The sequence below is a fragment of the Pseudomonas sp. A-B-19 genome (genome assembly GCF_019947515.1).
In the GTDB taxonomy this organism is placed as follows: Bacteria; Pseudomonadota; Gammaproteobacteria; order Pseudomonadales; family Pseudomonadaceae; genus Aquipseudomonas.
Map to the genome: position 1 here is coordinate 306368 of NZ_JAGYGN010000001.1, position 13475 is coordinate 319842.

The 13475-nt window shown below is 59.5% G+C and carries 13 protein-coding genes; 7 read left to right on the forward strand and 6 right to left on the reverse strand.

The window, feature by feature from the left end:
• The first annotated feature begins 1 nt into the window (after position 1).
• Genes KGA81_RS01280 through KGA81_RS01295 form a run of 4 tightly spaced genes read left to right on the forward strand, consistent with a single transcriptional unit; the run spans position 2 to position 3314 of the window.
• Positions 2–838: an ABC transporter permease gene (locus KGA81_RS01280; RefSeq protein ID WP_223544233.1), complete on the forward strand. Its 837-nt coding sequence runs from the start codon at positions 2–4 to the stop codon at positions 836–838.
• Entirely contained in the window at positions 825–1625 is an 801-nt protein-coding gene (locus tag KGA81_RS01285; RefSeq protein ID WP_223544234.1) for an ABC transporter permease, read from the forward strand. The genes KGA81_RS01280 and KGA81_RS01285 overlap by 14 nt, the downstream gene beginning before the upstream one ends.
• Positions 1622–2626 carry an ABC transporter ATP-binding protein gene (locus KGA81_RS01290; RefSeq protein ID WP_223544235.1) on the forward strand — a complete coding sequence of 335 codons (1005 nt, stop codon included), beginning with the start codon at positions 1622–1624 and terminating at the stop codon, positions 2624–2626. The genes KGA81_RS01285 and KGA81_RS01290 overlap by 4 nt, the downstream gene beginning before the upstream one ends.
• Positions 2627–2660: 34 nt before the next feature.
• The gene (locus tag KGA81_RS01295) at positions 2661–3314 is read left to right on the forward strand and encodes an HAD family hydrolase (protein ID WP_223544236.1); all 654 of its coding nucleotides are present in this window, start codon (positions 2661–2663) and stop codon (positions 3312–3314) included.
• Positions 3315–3415: 101 nt separating this feature from the next.
• On the opposite strand, the gene KGA81_RS01300 is transcribed toward KGA81_RS01295, so the two are convergent.
• On the reverse strand, positions 3416–4378 hold the full coding sequence (locus tag KGA81_RS01300) for a zinc-binding dehydrogenase (RefSeq protein WP_223544237.1): 963 nt from the start codon (positions 4376–4378) through the stop codon (positions 3416–3418).
• Between the two features lie 138 nt (positions 4379–4516).
• Here KGA81_RS01300 and KGA81_RS01305 point away from each other — a divergent pair, with 138 nt between their 5' ends.
• Both KGA81_RS01305 and KGA81_RS01310 read left to right on the forward strand, forming a co-directional pair.
• On the forward strand, positions 4517–6598 hold the full coding sequence (locus tag KGA81_RS01305; RefSeq protein WP_223544238.1) for a carboxy terminal-processing peptidase: 2082 nt from the start codon (positions 4517–4519) through the stop codon (positions 6596–6598).
• 143 nt (positions 6599–6741) lie between these two features.
• Positions 6742–8532, forward strand: a complete 1791-nt coding sequence (locus KGA81_RS01310; protein WP_223544239.1) for a bifunctional diguanylate cyclase/phosphodiesterase — start codon at positions 6742–6744, stop codon at positions 8530–8532.
• 166 nt (positions 8533–8698) lie between these two features.
• Here the strand turns inward: KGA81_RS01310 and KGA81_RS01315 are convergent, their stop codons facing one another.
• The 5 genes from KGA81_RS01315 to KGA81_RS01335 form a co-directional block, all read right to left on the reverse strand.
• Positions 8699–9106, reverse strand: coding sequence for a sel1 repeat family protein (locus KGA81_RS01315; protein ID WP_223544240.1), 408 nt, complete (start codon positions 9104–9106; stop codon positions 8699–8701).
• Entirely contained in the window at positions 9107–9478 is a 372-nt protein-coding gene (locus KGA81_RS01320) for a hypothetical protein (protein WP_003223109.1), read from the reverse strand.
• The gene (locus tag KGA81_RS01325) at positions 9475–9816 is read right to left on the reverse strand and encodes a helix-turn-helix transcriptional regulator (RefSeq protein ID WP_223544241.1); all 342 of its coding nucleotides are present in this window, start codon (positions 9814–9816) and stop codon (positions 9475–9477) included. The genes KGA81_RS01320 and KGA81_RS01325 overlap by 4 nt, the downstream gene beginning before the upstream one ends.
• Before the next feature lie 114 nt (positions 9817–9930).
• Positions 9931–10386: a YkvA family protein gene (locus KGA81_RS01330; RefSeq protein ID WP_223544242.1), complete on the reverse strand. Its 456-nt coding sequence runs from the start codon at positions 10384–10386 to the stop codon at positions 9931–9933.
• Positions 10387–10680: 294 nt separating this feature from the next.
• Positions 10681–11397 (reverse strand): FKBP-type peptidyl-prolyl cis-trans isomerase, encoded by a 717-nt coding sequence (locus KGA81_RS01335; protein WP_218431282.1) that lies wholly within the window; start codon positions 11395–11397, stop codon positions 10681–10683.
• Between the two features lie 269 nt (positions 11398–11666).
• Between KGA81_RS01335 and KGA81_RS01340 the strand changes: the two genes are divergently transcribed.
• Positions 11667–13469, forward strand: coding sequence for a di-heme-cytochrome C peroxidase (locus KGA81_RS01340; RefSeq protein ID WP_223544243.1), 1803 nt, complete (start codon positions 11667–11669; stop codon positions 13467–13469).
• The last annotated feature ends 6 nt before the right edge of the window (positions 13470–13475 follow it).

Genomic DNA, 13475 nt, shown 5'->3' on the forward strand with positions numbered 1-13475 from the left:
CATGACCCGCAGTAAATGGCTCGCTGTCCTGTGCCTGGTCCCGTTTGCGTTGTTCTTCATCGTGTTCGAGATCGCACCGCTGACCTGGGTGATGATCAACAGCCTGCAATCGGAAGAATTCGGCTGGGGCCTGGCCAACTTCAGCAAAATCTTCAGCTCGAAGTTCTACCTGCAGGCCATCCAGTACAGCCTCGAGATCAGTTTCTGGTCCAGCGTGTTCGGGATCCTTATCGCGATACTGGGCGCCTACTCCCTGCGCCGGGTCGATTCGAAACTGCGCAACTTCGTCAACGCCTTCGCCAACATGACCAGCAACTTCGCCGGCGTGCCCCTGGCCTTCGCGTTCATCATTTTGCTCGGCTTCAACGGCAGCTTTACCATCATGCTCAAGCAGGCCGGCATCATTCAGGATTTCAACCTGTACTCGAAAACCGGGCTGATCCTCCTCTACACCTACTTCCAGATCCCTCTCGGCGTACTGCTGCTGTACCCGGCCTTCGATGCCTTGCGCGAAGACTGGCGCGAGTCCGCCGCGCTGCTCGGTGCCAGTGGCTGGCAGTTCTGGCGGCACATCGGTCTGCCGGTGCTGACACCGGCGCTGCTCGGCACCTTCGTGATCCTGCTGGCCAACGCCCTCGGCGCCTACGCGACGGTGTACGCACTGACCACCGGCAACTTCAACGTGCTGCCGATCCGCATCGCGGCGATGGTGTCCGGCGACATTTCCCTGGACCCGAACCTGGCCAGCGCCCTGGCCGTGGTGCTGGTGGCCTTGATGACCCTGGTGACCATCGTGCATCAATTGCTGTTGAAGAGGAGTTACCATGTCTCGCGCTGAACTGGGGCCCGTCGGTGTCTACCACCGCGTCGTGGTGTACTTGGTGTTTGCCATCCTGCTGTTACCGCTGGCCGGCACGCTGATCTACTCGATCGCCAGCAGTTGGTCGGCGACCATTCTGCCCAGTGGCTTCACCCTCAAATGGTACATCCAGCTGTGGAGCGACCCGCGCTTCCTGGATGCGTTCGGGCAATCGTTGCTGGTCTGCGTCGGTTCGTTGATCCTTTCCGTGGTGCTGATTCTGCCGCTGCTGTTCGTGGTGCATTACCACTTCCCGAAACTCGACGCGCTGATGAACATCCTGATCCTGCTGCCCTTCGCCGTGCCGCCGGTGGTGTCGTCGGTGGGGCTGTTGCAGCTCTACGGCTCCGGACCGTTCGCCATGGTCGGCACACCGTGGATCCTGATCGGTTGCTACTTCACCGTGGCGCTGCCGTTCATGTACCGGGCGATCACCAACAACCTGCATGCGATCAACCTGCGCGACCTGATGGACGCTGCCCAGTTGCTCGGCGCCAGCACCTTTCAAGCCGCATTCCTGGTGGTGCTGCCGAACCTGCGCAAGGGCCTGATGGTGGCACTGCTGCTGTCGTTCTCGTTTCTGTTCGGTGAATTCGTGTTCGCCAACATCCTCGTGGGCACCCGCTACGAAACCCTGCAGGTCTACCTCAACAACATGCGCAACAGCAGCGGTCATTTCACCAGTGCGCTGGTGATTTCCTACTTCTTCTTTGTGCTGGTACTGACTTGGATCGCCAATATCTTGAACAAGGACAAAAGCTTATGAGCTACGTCAGCGTCCAGCATCTTCAGAAAAGCTACGCTCAAGCAGGGCAGGCTGGCACCACCGTGTTCAGCGACATCAATTGCGAAATCAAGAAAGGCGAATTCGTCACCCTGCTCGGCCCCTCCGGCTGCGGCAAATCCACACTGCTGCGCTGCATCGCCGGCCTGACCTCGGTGGACGGTGGCAAGATCCTCCTGGACAATCAGGACATCGTGCCCCTGAGCCCGCAAAAACGCGGGATCGGCATGGTGTTCCAGAGCTATGCCCTGTTTCCCAATATGAGTGTGGAGCAAAACATCGCCTTCGGCCTGCGTATGCAGAAGGTCAACGCCGACGACAGTCAGAAGCGCGTCGCCGAAGTGTTGAAACTGGTGGAACTGAATGACTTCGCCTCGCGTTTTCCGCATCAATTGTCCGGCGGTCAGTGCCAGCGCGTGGCCCTCGCCCGCTCGTTGGTGACCCGCCCACGCCTGTTGCTGCTCGACGAACCGTTGTCGGCCCTGGACGCGCGGATTCGCAAGCACCTGCGCGAACAGATCCGTCAGATCCAGCGCGAGCTGGGCTTGACCACAATATTCGTCACACACGATCAGGAAGAAGCCCTGACCATGTCTGACCGGATTTTCCTGATGAATCAGGGAAAGATCGTACAAAGCGGCGACGCCGAAACCCTCTACACTGCGCCAGTGGATGTGTTCGCCGCCGGGTTCATCGGCAACTACAATCTGCTGGATGCCGACAGCGCTTCGAAGCTGTTGCAGCGACCGATCAGCAAGCGCATCGCCATCCGCCCGGAAGCCATCGAACTGAGCCTCAATGGCGATCTGGACGCGCAGGTGCGTAGCCACAGCCTGCTGGGCAACGTGATTCGCTACCGGGTAGAAGCCCGGGGCGTGGAATTGGTGGTAGATGTGCTGAACCGCTCGGCGGCCGACTTGCATCCCGACGGTCGACGTCTGGCGCTTTCCATCGATCCGACGGCCCTGTGTGAGGTAGCCTGATGACTTTGCTGACGCTCAAGAGAGAACTGCACTGATGGCCCTGGCAATTTTTGATCTGGACGAAACCCTCATCCACGGCGACTGCGCCTCACTGTGGAGCGAGCAAATGGTTCGCCTCGGTTGGGTCGATGGCGAATCGTTCCTGCGTCGCGACAAGGAGCTGATGGATGCCTACGGCCGCGGCCACCTGGCGATGGAGGACTACATGGCCTTCAGCCTGGAACCGTTGATCGGTCGGACGCCCGCAGAAGTCGAGCATCTGGTTGGCCCATGGGTGGAAGACTTCATCGAACCGATCATCTTCAGCGACGCCACCAAAACCATCGCGGCACATCGCAAGGCCGGTGACCGGATTCTGGTGATCTCGGCTTCCGGCACCCACCTGGTCGGCCCTATCGCCGAACGTCTGGGCATCGACGAGATCCTGGGCATTGAACTGGAAGTGGCCCACGGCGTTTACAGCGGTCATACCGTCGGCACCCTGACCTACCGCGAAGGCAAGATCACCCGCTTGCTGGAATGGCTGGATGCCGAGGAGGAAAACCTTGAAGGCGCGAGTTTCTATTCCGACTCACGCAATGATTTGCCGTTGTTGCTGAAAGTGGATTTCCCCCACGCGGTCAACCCGGATCCGGTGCTGCGCGAACAGGCTGAAAAAGCTGGCTGGCCGATCCATCTCTGGAAGTAACCCGGAACCTGTAGGAGCTGGCTTGCCAGCGAACGAGACAACACGGTGTTCATGCCACACCGCATTATCGTTCTTCGCTGGCAAGCCAGCTCCTACAAGGATCAAGCCAGGCTCTCGTCAATCACCAACACCACCTTCCCCGCCACGGTATTGCTTGCCAGTTCGGCAAACGCCGCCTCGGCATCCTTGATCGGAAAAGCCTTGGCCAATTGCGGGCTCAAGCGCCCTTCGGCGAACAGCGGCCACACGTGCAGGCGTAGATCGCAGAACAGATCGGCCTTGAATTGCTCATCACGGCTGCGCAGGGTCGAACCCAGCAACTGCACTCGCTTGGCCAGCACCTGGGCCAGATCCAGCTTGGCCTCGCGGCCGCCCATCAGGCCGATCAACACCCAACGGCCATCCTGCGCGAGCAGCTTGAGGTTCAATGCCGCGTAATTACCACCCACCGGGTCGAGAATCACGTCGAACGGCCCCAGATCGCGCAGGCTCTCCAGATCGCCATTGCGCACCACGCCGCCCTGGGCGCCCAGCGCTTCGCAGTACGCCAGTCGCTCGGCGGAGCCGACGCTGACCCAGCATGGGCTACCAAAGGCCTTGCACAGCTGAATAGCCGCTGAACCAATTCCACTTGCTCCGGCGTGCAGCAGAACTTTCTGACCCGGCTTGAGCGCAGCAAGTTGAAACAAATTCAACCAGACCGTTGCATAGACTTCGGGCAGCGCTGCCGCTTCGACCAGTGACACCCCGTCGGGAACCGGCAGCACGTGCCGCCCGTCGACAACCACTTCTTCGGCCATGCCGCCCCCGGCCAGCAAGGCGCAAACCCGATCACCAATCTGCCAGGAGGACCCGGCGCCCACCTCGCTGATCACGCCCGAGCACTCTAGACCAAGCACTTGGCTGACCCCTGGCGGCGGGGGATAAAGGCCGGCCTTCTGTAATAAATCGGCGCGATTGATACCCGCTGCCGACACTCGAATACGAACTTGTCCTACATCGCATGCAGGACTCGGCTCATCAACCCACACCACTCGACCGTCAACGCCTTGCAATGCTTTCACAGTGCCTCCATAGTGAGTCTGGACTGAGCCCGAAGCTATAGCGCCGGGCTTTTTGCATTATGCGACCGGCTCTCAAAGAACCGGCGACTTCAAAGACGGCCTAATATGCGTTATCAATTGTCCCCGCGTCGAATCAGCATGAAGCATTTGTTCCCCAGCACTGCCCTCGCCTTATTCATCGGTATCGGCTTGCTGCCGATGTCGAGCAATACATTCGCAGCCAATAGCTGGGACAAGCTTCAACCCGATCGTGACGAAGTGATCGCCAGTCTGAATGTCGTGGAATTGCTCAAACGCCACCACTACAGCAAGCCGCCACTCGACGACGCGCGCTCGGTGATCATCTACGACAGCTACCTCAAGCTGCTGGATCCGTCGCGCAGCTACTTCATGGCCAGCGACATTGCCGAATTCGACAAGTGGAAGACGCAGTTCGACGACTTCCTCAAGAGTGGCGACCTGAACGCCGGGTTCACCATCTACAAGCGCTACCTGGACCGCGTAAAGGCGCGTCTGGACTTCGCCCTTGCCGAGTTGGGCAAAGGCGTCGACAAGATCGACTTCACCACCAAGGAAACCTTGCTGATCGACCGCAAGGACGCTCCCTGGCTCAAATCCACCGCAGAACTCGACGACCTGTGGCGCAAACGCGTCAAGGATGAAGTATTGCGGATGAAGATCGCCGGCAAAGAGCCCAAGCAGATCCAGGAAACCCTGACCAAGCGCTACAAGAACCAGTTGGCACGCCTGGACCAGACCCGCGCGGAAGACATCTTCCAGGCGTACATCAATACCTTCGCCATGTCCTACGACCCGCACACCAACTATCTGTCGCCGGATAATGCGGAAAACTTCGACATCAACATGAGCCTGTCCCTCGAGGGCATCGGCGCCGTGTTGCAGAGCGATAACGACCAGGTGAAAGTCGTACGCCTGGTGCCGGCAGGTCCGGCGGACAAGACCAAGCAGGTTGCACCGGCCGACAAGATCATCGGCGTGGCCCAGGGCAACAAGGAAATGGTCGACGTGGTGGGCTGGCGCCTGGACGAAGTGGTCAAGCTGATCCGTGGTCCGAAAGGCACTGTCGTGCGCCTGGAAGTCATCCCGGCCAGCAATGCGCCGAACGACCAGACCACCAAGATCGTGCCGATCACCCGTGAAGCGGTGAAGCTCGAAGACCAGGCCGTGAAGAAGTCGGTACTGAACCTGAAGCAGGACGGCAAAAACTACAAGCTCGGCATTATCGAAATCCCGGCGTTCTATCTGGACTTCAAGGCCTTCCGTGCCGGCGATCCGGATTACAAGAGCACCACCCGCGACGTCAAGAAACTGCTGACCGAGCTGCAGAAAGAGAAAGTCGACGGCGTGGTCATCGACCTGCGTAACAACGGCGGCGGTTCCTTGCAAGAGGCCACCGAGCTGACCAGCCTGTTCATCGACAAAGGCCCGACCGTGCTCGTGCGTAACGCCGATGGCCGCGTCGATGTCCTGGAAGATGAAAACCCGGGGGCGTTCTACAAAGGCCCGATGGCGTTGCTGGTCAACCGTCTGTCCGCCTCGGCTTCGGAGATCTTTGCCGGCGCCATGCAGGACTACCACCGCGCACTGATCATCGGTGGCCAGACCTTCGGCAAAGGCACCGTACAGACCATTCAGCCGCTCAACCATGGCGAACTGAAACTGACCCTGGCCAAGTTCTATCGGGTTTCCGGGCAGAGCACCCAGCATCAGGGCGTCTTGCCGGACATCGATTACCCGTCGATCATCGACACCAAGGAAATCGGCGAAAGCGCCCTGCCGGAAGCCATGCCGTGGGACACCATCAAGGCGGCGATCAAGCCTGCAGTGGATCCGTTCAAACCGTACATTGCGCAGCTCCAGTCCGAACATGACGTGCGTACGGCCAAGGATGCAGAGTTCGTGTTCATCCGCGACAAGCTGGCCCTGGCGCAGAAACTGATGCTGGAAAAAACCGTCAGCCTCAATGAAGCCGAGCGTCGTGCCCAGCACGCCGACATCGAAGCCAAACAGCTGGCCATGGAAAACATCCGTCGCAAGGCCAAGGGTGAAGAACCGCTCAAAGAGCTGAAGAAAGAAGACGAGGACGTCATTGCGGCCGAAGATGATAAAACCAAACCGGAAGACGACGCCTACCTGAGCGAAACCGGGCGGATTCTGCTGGACTACCTGAAACTCAACACGGCAGTGGCCAAGCACTGAGTTTTTACAAACAGCTGATGGCAATTTAATGCTGACGCCCCCCAGGCGTCATCAAACCGTCATCGTTCTGTCGTGAAATAAAGGACCGGGCGTACCCTTTACCAAGGGCACGCCCGGTCCTTTTTTTATCGCCAGAGATCGCCATGACCACAACCGAACAGCTGAGTGCATTGAGTTCGATCCTGACTCAAAGCGGTTTGCACAGCTTGTTCCAGCCGATCATCAGCCTCTGCGAACGACGCATTCTCGGCTACGAAGCCCTCAGTCGCGGCCCGTCCAACAGCCCTCTGCACTCCCCTGTCGCCCTGTTCTCCGTCGCCCGCCAGGCCGGACGTCTGAGCGAGCTGGAAATCGCCTGCCGCGAGAGCGCTTGCCGACGCTTCAATGAACAGCAATTGCCTGGCCTGCTGTTCTTGAACGTATCCCCGGAATCCCTGCTTGAAGCGGCCCACCAACCGGGGCGCACCTTGCAACTGCTGCAAGACTTCGGCATCCCTCCAAGCCAGGTGGTCATCGAGTTGACCGAACAAACGCCAACCGATGATTTCCAGCTGTTGCAAACCGCCCTGCATCACTATCGGGCGATGGGGTTTTCGATTGCGCTGGATGATCTGGGGGCGGGCTATTCGAGTTTGCGGCTGTGGTCCGAGCTGCGGCCCGATTATGTGAAAATCGATCGGCATTTCATTGATGGCATTCATCAGGATGCGCTCAAGCGTGAATTCGTCGGTTCGATCCTGCAAATCGCCAAGGCCTCGCGGGCGCAAGTCATCGCCGAAGGTATCGAACTGCTGGAAGAGCTCACGGTGCTGACCGAAATGGGCGTGGACCTGGTGCAGGGCTACCTGCTCTGCCGCCCCCAGGAACACCCACCGCGGGATGCCCGGGCAATGATGCCCCGACAGGACAGCACCGCCGTTGTACTGAGCGAAGACGGCAGCGACCTCAGCGCCCTGCTCAACGAGCAACCCGCGGTGAACCGCAGCACCCCCACCGCCAGGGTGCTCGAAACCTTTCGCCGCCAGGCCAACCTGAATTCGCTGGCGGTCCTGGATGAACAGGGTCAGCCCTGCGGCATTGTCCATCGTCATTCGCTCTCCGACGTCCTGCTCAAGCCCTTTGCCACCGACCTGTTCGCCCGCAAACCGATCAGCCGCTTGATGAGCGATGACTACCTCGCCGTCGAGCTGAGTCAGTCACTGCAACAAGTCAGCCGCCTGATCACCAGCCGTGCCCGCCAGCGCATCGAAGAAGACTTCATCATCACCCTCAATGGCGGCTATCTCGGGCTTGGCCGGGTGATTGACGTGCTCAAGTTGATTACGGAACTGAAGATCCAGCAGGCCCGCTACGCCAACCCGTTGACCTTGCTGCCTGGCAACGTGCCGATCCGGCAATGCCTGACGCGGCTGCTGCAACAGCAACGGGAATCGGTGATCTGCTACGTGGACATCGACAGTTTCAAGCCTTTCAACGACATCTACGGCTACGGCCGCGGCGACGAAGTCCTGCTGTGCCTGGCGCAATGCCTGAACGACCGCGTCGACCCGGCCCGCGACTTTGTCGGCCACATCGGTGGTGATGACTTCCTGCTGGTGCTCGGCCCGCAAGACTGGCGCAAACGCTTGAACCAGTTGCTCGACGACTTCCAGAGCCAGTGCCGGCGTTTCTACCGCAGCGAGCACCTGGAAGCCGGCTGCTTCGTCGCACCGAACCGCCAGGGCGTGCGTCAGGAGTTTGCGCTGTTGTCACTGTCGATCGGGGTGGTGCATCTGCACCCACAGGCCTGTGAACAACTCGATGCGAGCCAGTTGGCCGAGATGGCATCACAGGCCAAGCACCATGCGAAGAATGTGCAAGGGTATAGCGTGCATGTGATTGATAGCCTGGCGGTGCCGGAGCCCGAAAGGGTTTGGCTGACAGGGCAGCGCTGACTGATCTGACGCCCCCCTGTAGGAGCTGGCTTGCCAGCGAAGACGCCAGATCAAACAACCTGAATCTCGATTTGATCCTCACCTATATCCTTCAACAAGGCCTGGACCGCAACCGTCGCCCGGTCACGTCGAGCACATCACAGCCATCACCCGGCAGCTCAGGGGGTTATAGGTCAGTCTCGCGAAACACCAGTTCTTGCAACTTGATCGGCGCCAACGGATGCCCGGCCTTCGCTGCAATCTTCCAGAACCGCGCGGCCTCAACCGGGTCCGGAGCCTTGCTCGCCGTCCCGGCCAGGCTGATCACGCCCACTTGATACGCCGCCTTGCCATCGCCCGCCAACGCCGCCAGGCGCAACAAACGCACGCCCTCCTCACGAGCACCGAGGCCGACGCCGCGAAACGTCAGGATGTGCCCATAGAAGCTCTGGGCGCCGACATCGCCCAGGTTTGCCATACGTGCGAACTGACCTTCGAGCCAGCGCCAGCCACGTGGCCGACGGACAAACCACGACCAGTGAAACAACTGGCGCGCGAGCCAGTATCCGGCTCGCGCCTTGAGTCGCAAAAACACTCAGGCCTCGGCCGATTCCGGGTATTCGTATTCGAACACCCGCACTACTTCCGAAGCATGCCAGGACGCGGCGGCGACACCGTCGGACGGCCCGGAGAAACGCCCCAGGCGTTCGACACACTCAAAGAAACCGGTACGCGGCAAACGGCTGGCGCCCTGGCTGATCACCAGTGAACTGCGCAATGGCTGCTCCGCCTTGGCATCCAGTGCGGCCAGATGCTCCAGGGCCGCTGTCAGGGTTTGCATGGCCGGGGTCGGCAACTGCAGACGCTCCAGCAATGCCCGATACGTCAAGAGATGGCGCTGGCGACGCGCCTGATCCAGTTCGCCCAACAATCCGTCCCAATGTTGACGGCTGATGCGTACGCTCACGATTCATCCCTCCACCCCGGCACCGTCAATTCCCAGGCCAGGCTACGGCGAATCGCGGCGTCAGGCAGACGCTCGCCACTTTCGATCATGGCCAGGTAAGACGGGCTGATGCCTACCGTGCGGGCCAGCGCCTCAATGGCGATGCCCTTCCCCTCGCGCAAACTGCGTAGTTGATCCAGACCCGGCAGAATCGCGTCTGGTGTTGCCGCCTGAAGCTTCGTGGCTTGAGGCGACGCTTGCTCCTTGATCCCCGCTGCTTTCAATAACGCCTGATACTGAGCCCATGGCAGAACCGCATATTCGGGCTCGCCTTCGCGTGTAATTATCTGAATATCCATGACTACCCCGTAGGACAACAACACTTAGCGAGTCGGCACTTTTCCTTAGAAGTGTAATCCTAACAGCGGCCAAGGTCGCGGGGGACATCAATCTGCGAGCAGGTCGAAATCGACTCAGTGTTTTTTCGGGCCTTGAAGTTGCAGTTGCTCGGGGGTATCAGGCAGGCGCTCAACCACCGCGAGTTTCTCGGGCACCTGCCGTTTGCGCCAGGCGCGGAAGGCATCGAGTTCGTCGTCGAGCACTTTCATAAGCCACGCCAATACCGCGATGTCATCGAGCATGCCGAACACCGGAATGAAATCCGGGATCGCATCCACCGGGCTGAGGAAGTACATCAGGCCCGCGACGACCGCAACCAGCGCCTTGGGGCTGATGGCGCGATATTCACCACGCCAGTAGGCCAGGCCGAGTGCCTGCAACAGCTTCAAGTCATCCTTGAGCTTGCCCAGTCGGTTGCCTTGGCTCGCAAACTTGCTGGCGACTGCGAACAACAGGGTCGGTAATCGACCGCGTGCCAGCAGCCGTGCGGCCAGCGGCAGGAAACGAGCGAAATTCCAGGGTGCTTTCATGATGCCTCCCGTTAAAATGTTATCCACACAAATTGTGGATAACCTTGTGAACAGAGCTGCTTTTCAGCGCTGTAAGCCCCGTTTTACAAGGCCTCCGTTCAGATCGGGCGTTTTTCACCCATCAAAAAAAAACCTATAATTTCATTGACTTGGCGGCCTTGTGCGGCTAATGCCAACGCCTGCTATGCCTGAGACTCCGACCTGGAGCGTCTGTTCGTTTTGTTTACCCGTGCCAATCGCCAGATGCAACAACGCCCCGCATAAGCGAGGCGTTGTTATCGAAGCAGGCGCCGATTACTTGGCTGCGTCGTCTTCTTTTGCCGGATCCTTGATGGCCAGCAGTTCCAGGTCGAATACCAGCACCGAGTTAGCCGGAATCGCCGGGCTCGGGCTTTGAGCGCCGTAAGCCAGGTCAGCAGGGATGTACAGTTTGTACTTCTCGCCGACGTGCATCAGTTGCAGGCCTTCGACCCAACCCGGGATCACACCGCTGACCGGCAGATCGATCGGGCTGCCGCGCTCGACGGAACTGTCGAATACGGTGCCATTGGTCAGCTTGCCGGTGTAGTGAACGGTCACTACGTCAGTCGGCTTTGGCTGAGGACCATCGGCTTTCTGCACGACTTCGTACTGCAAGCCCGAAGCGGTGGTGGTCACGCCGGCTTTCTTGGCGTTTTCTTCGAGGAATTTCTTGCCGGCAGCGGCCGACTCTTCACTCATCTTGGCCATGCGTTCTTCGGCACGCTTTTGCAGTGCGGCGAACGCCTCAACCAGTTCTTCGTCCTTGAGCTTCTGCTCTTTCTTGCCGACGGCGTCTTCGATGCCCTGGGCTACAGCCTTGGAGTCCAGGTCATCCATGCCTTCCTGAGCCAGGCTCTTGCCCATGTTCAGGCCAATGCCGTAGGAAGCTTTTTGCGCCGGAGTTTTCAGCTCTACGCTGGTCTGCGAATCACAACCCGCAAGTACCAGGCCAACCAGGGCCACCGCCGCCGCCAACCGATGCTGTTTCATGCTATTTCCTTGTTCATGCGCCTAAAGGGCAATCGAGTAAAGCCGCGAGCTTATCAGGCCGCCACGACCAATGGCTACCGGCATGAGAGCCGGAAACGATCGATAAGTTCAGGTGTTTAAACGCATTTCACCATTCGGCTGATGAAGCTTCTTTCATCTTGTTCCGACGCAGACTGCTTCCTGAACCTACAATATCTGGCGTAATGGCCTCTTGCCGCACCCTGGGTACTCGGGCATAACGGCATGATCATTCGACAAGGACGTTTATCTTGCGCCTCTTCATTCGCTTACTGGTTCTCATCGCAGTACTGCTCGGGCTGGTCCTGGCCGTGGTTCTTTACTACGTCGCCAACCCGAAATTGCCGGCCTGGTCGCCTCCACAACAGGTGCATTACCTGGAGCAATGGAGCGCCGCCGATCGAGAGACTTATTACTTCACCCCCCAGGGCACTCAGGTCAAAGGCTTGCACTATGACTGGTTCACCGCCCTCGAACTGCCCTTCTCGCAGCAACGCTTCGCCACCCCCGAGTACCTCGCCCGCTTCGGTTTCCTGGTGGATCCTGGCCAGAAACCGACGCCGAATAACCCCGGCAACCTCCCGGCAGGCTTTACCCGACACCAGAATACGGGGAGCCCGGATGTGTTTCTGGATGTCACCTGCGCGGCCTGCCACACCGGCGAACTGCGGTTCAAGGGTCAAGCCGTGCGTATCGACGGCGGCTCGGCGCAACACGTCCTGCCGTCCAGTGTTCCTACACTCAAAGGGGGCAGTTTCGGACAGGCACTGGTGGCCAGCCTGACCTCGACTTACTACAACCCGTGGAAGTTCGAACGTTTCGCACGCAACGTGCTGGGCCAGGACTACGACGCCCGCCATCAACAGTTGCGCAAAGAATTCAAATCCTCACTCGATACGTTCCTAAAGGTGGCCTGGAACGACACCCATCGCGGGCTCTATCCGACCGAGGAAGGCCCGGGGCGCACAGACGCCTTCGGGCGCATTGCCAACGCCAGCTTCGGTGATGCGATCTCCCCCGACAACTACCGTGTGGCCAATGCCCCGGTCGATTATCCGCAGTTGTGGGACATGTGGACGTTCGAATGGGTGCAGTGGAACGGCTCGGCGAAACAACCGATGGCGCGCAACATCGGCGAAGCGCTGGGTGTCGGCGCCACGCTGAACTTCTTCGACAAGAACGACCAGCCACTGATGGGCGATGCCCGCTATCCCTCCAGTGTCCGTGTGCGCGACCTGCACCTGATCGAAGAAACCCTGCGACGACTCAAGCCTCCGGCCTGGCCGGAAGATCTGTTGGGCGCGGTCGACAAACCCCTGGCAGCGAAGGGACGCGCCTTGTTCGTCGAAAACTGCGCGGGTTGTCACGTACCGCACACCACCCAGGGCGACGGGCGATACGTTCAGCACCTGAAAATGATCCCCGTGAAATACATTGGCACAGACCCCGGCGCAGCCAACAACATCGCCGACCACCGCTTCGACCTGACAGCGCTGCAATGGAAGCAGGCGGAGCTGGAAAAACTCGATGTGGAGCCAAAACCCGACGAACCGATGGACCTGAGCAAAATGTCCGTGGCCACGGGACTGGCCTATGTCACGGCATTCGTCCGTGACCGCGCCTATAAAGACGCCAACATCACGCCCGCCGAGCGACCGGACATGGACGGTTTCGGCCTGCCAATCGGCGTGCGCGAATTGCGTTCGTACAAGGCCAGGCCATTGGCGGGCGTATGGGCGACGGCACCGTTTCTGCACAACGGTTCGGTACCGAGCATTTATCAATTGCTGTCGCCTCAGGATGAGCGTGCGACCACGTTCTACAAAGGCTCTTTCGAATACGACCCACAGCATCTGGGATATCGCACTGAAGCTTTCGACAACGCTTTTGTGTTCGACACGAAAATCACCGGCAACCACAACAGTGGTCATGAATTCCGCACCGGCAAACTCGGCAATGGTGTGATCGGCCGCGGGTTGCAGCCGCAAGAACGCTGGGCACTGCTGGAATACCTGAAGGTGCTGGGCGGCCCGCTGGAGGCGCAATTGCCATGATCACAG

What these genes read in the sequence shown, in the direction of transcription:
- KGA81_RS01280 (WP_223544233.1), top strand. Translation starts at nt 2, where the DNA reads ATGACCCGCAGTAAATGGCTCGCTGTCCTGTGCCTGGTCCCGTTTGCG.
- KGA81_RS01285 (WP_223544234.1), top strand. Translation starts at nt 825, where the DNA reads ATGTCTCGCGCTGAACTGGGGCCCGTCGGTGTCTACCACCGCGTCGTG.
- KGA81_RS01290 (WP_223544235.1), top strand. Translation starts at nt 1,622, where the DNA reads ATGAGCTACGTCAGCGTCCAGCATCTTCAGAAAAGCTACGCTCAAGCA.
- KGA81_RS01295 (WP_223544236.1), top strand. Translation starts at nt 2,661, where the DNA reads ATGGCCCTGGCAATTTTTGATCTGGACGAAACCCTCATCCACGGCGAC.
- KGA81_RS01305 (WP_223544238.1), top strand. Translation starts at nt 4,517, where the DNA reads ATGAAGCATTTGTTCCCCAGCACTGCCCTCGCCTTATTCATCGGTATC.
- KGA81_RS01310 (WP_223544239.1), top strand. Translation starts at nt 6,742, where the DNA reads ATGACCACAACCGAACAGCTGAGTGCATTGAGTTCGATCCTGACTCAA.
- KGA81_RS01325 (WP_223544241.1), bottom strand. Translation starts at nt 9,816, where the DNA reads ATGGATATTCAGATAATTACACGCGAAGGCGAGCCCGAATATGCGGTT.
- KGA81_RS01330 (WP_223544242.1), bottom strand. Translation starts at nt 10,386, where the DNA reads ATGAAAGCACCCTGGAATTTCGCTCGTTTCCTGCCGCTGGCCGCACGG.
- KGA81_RS01335 (WP_218431282.1), bottom strand. Translation starts at nt 11,397, where the DNA reads ATGAAACAGCATCGGTTGGCGGCGGCGGTGGCCCTGGTTGGCCTGGTA.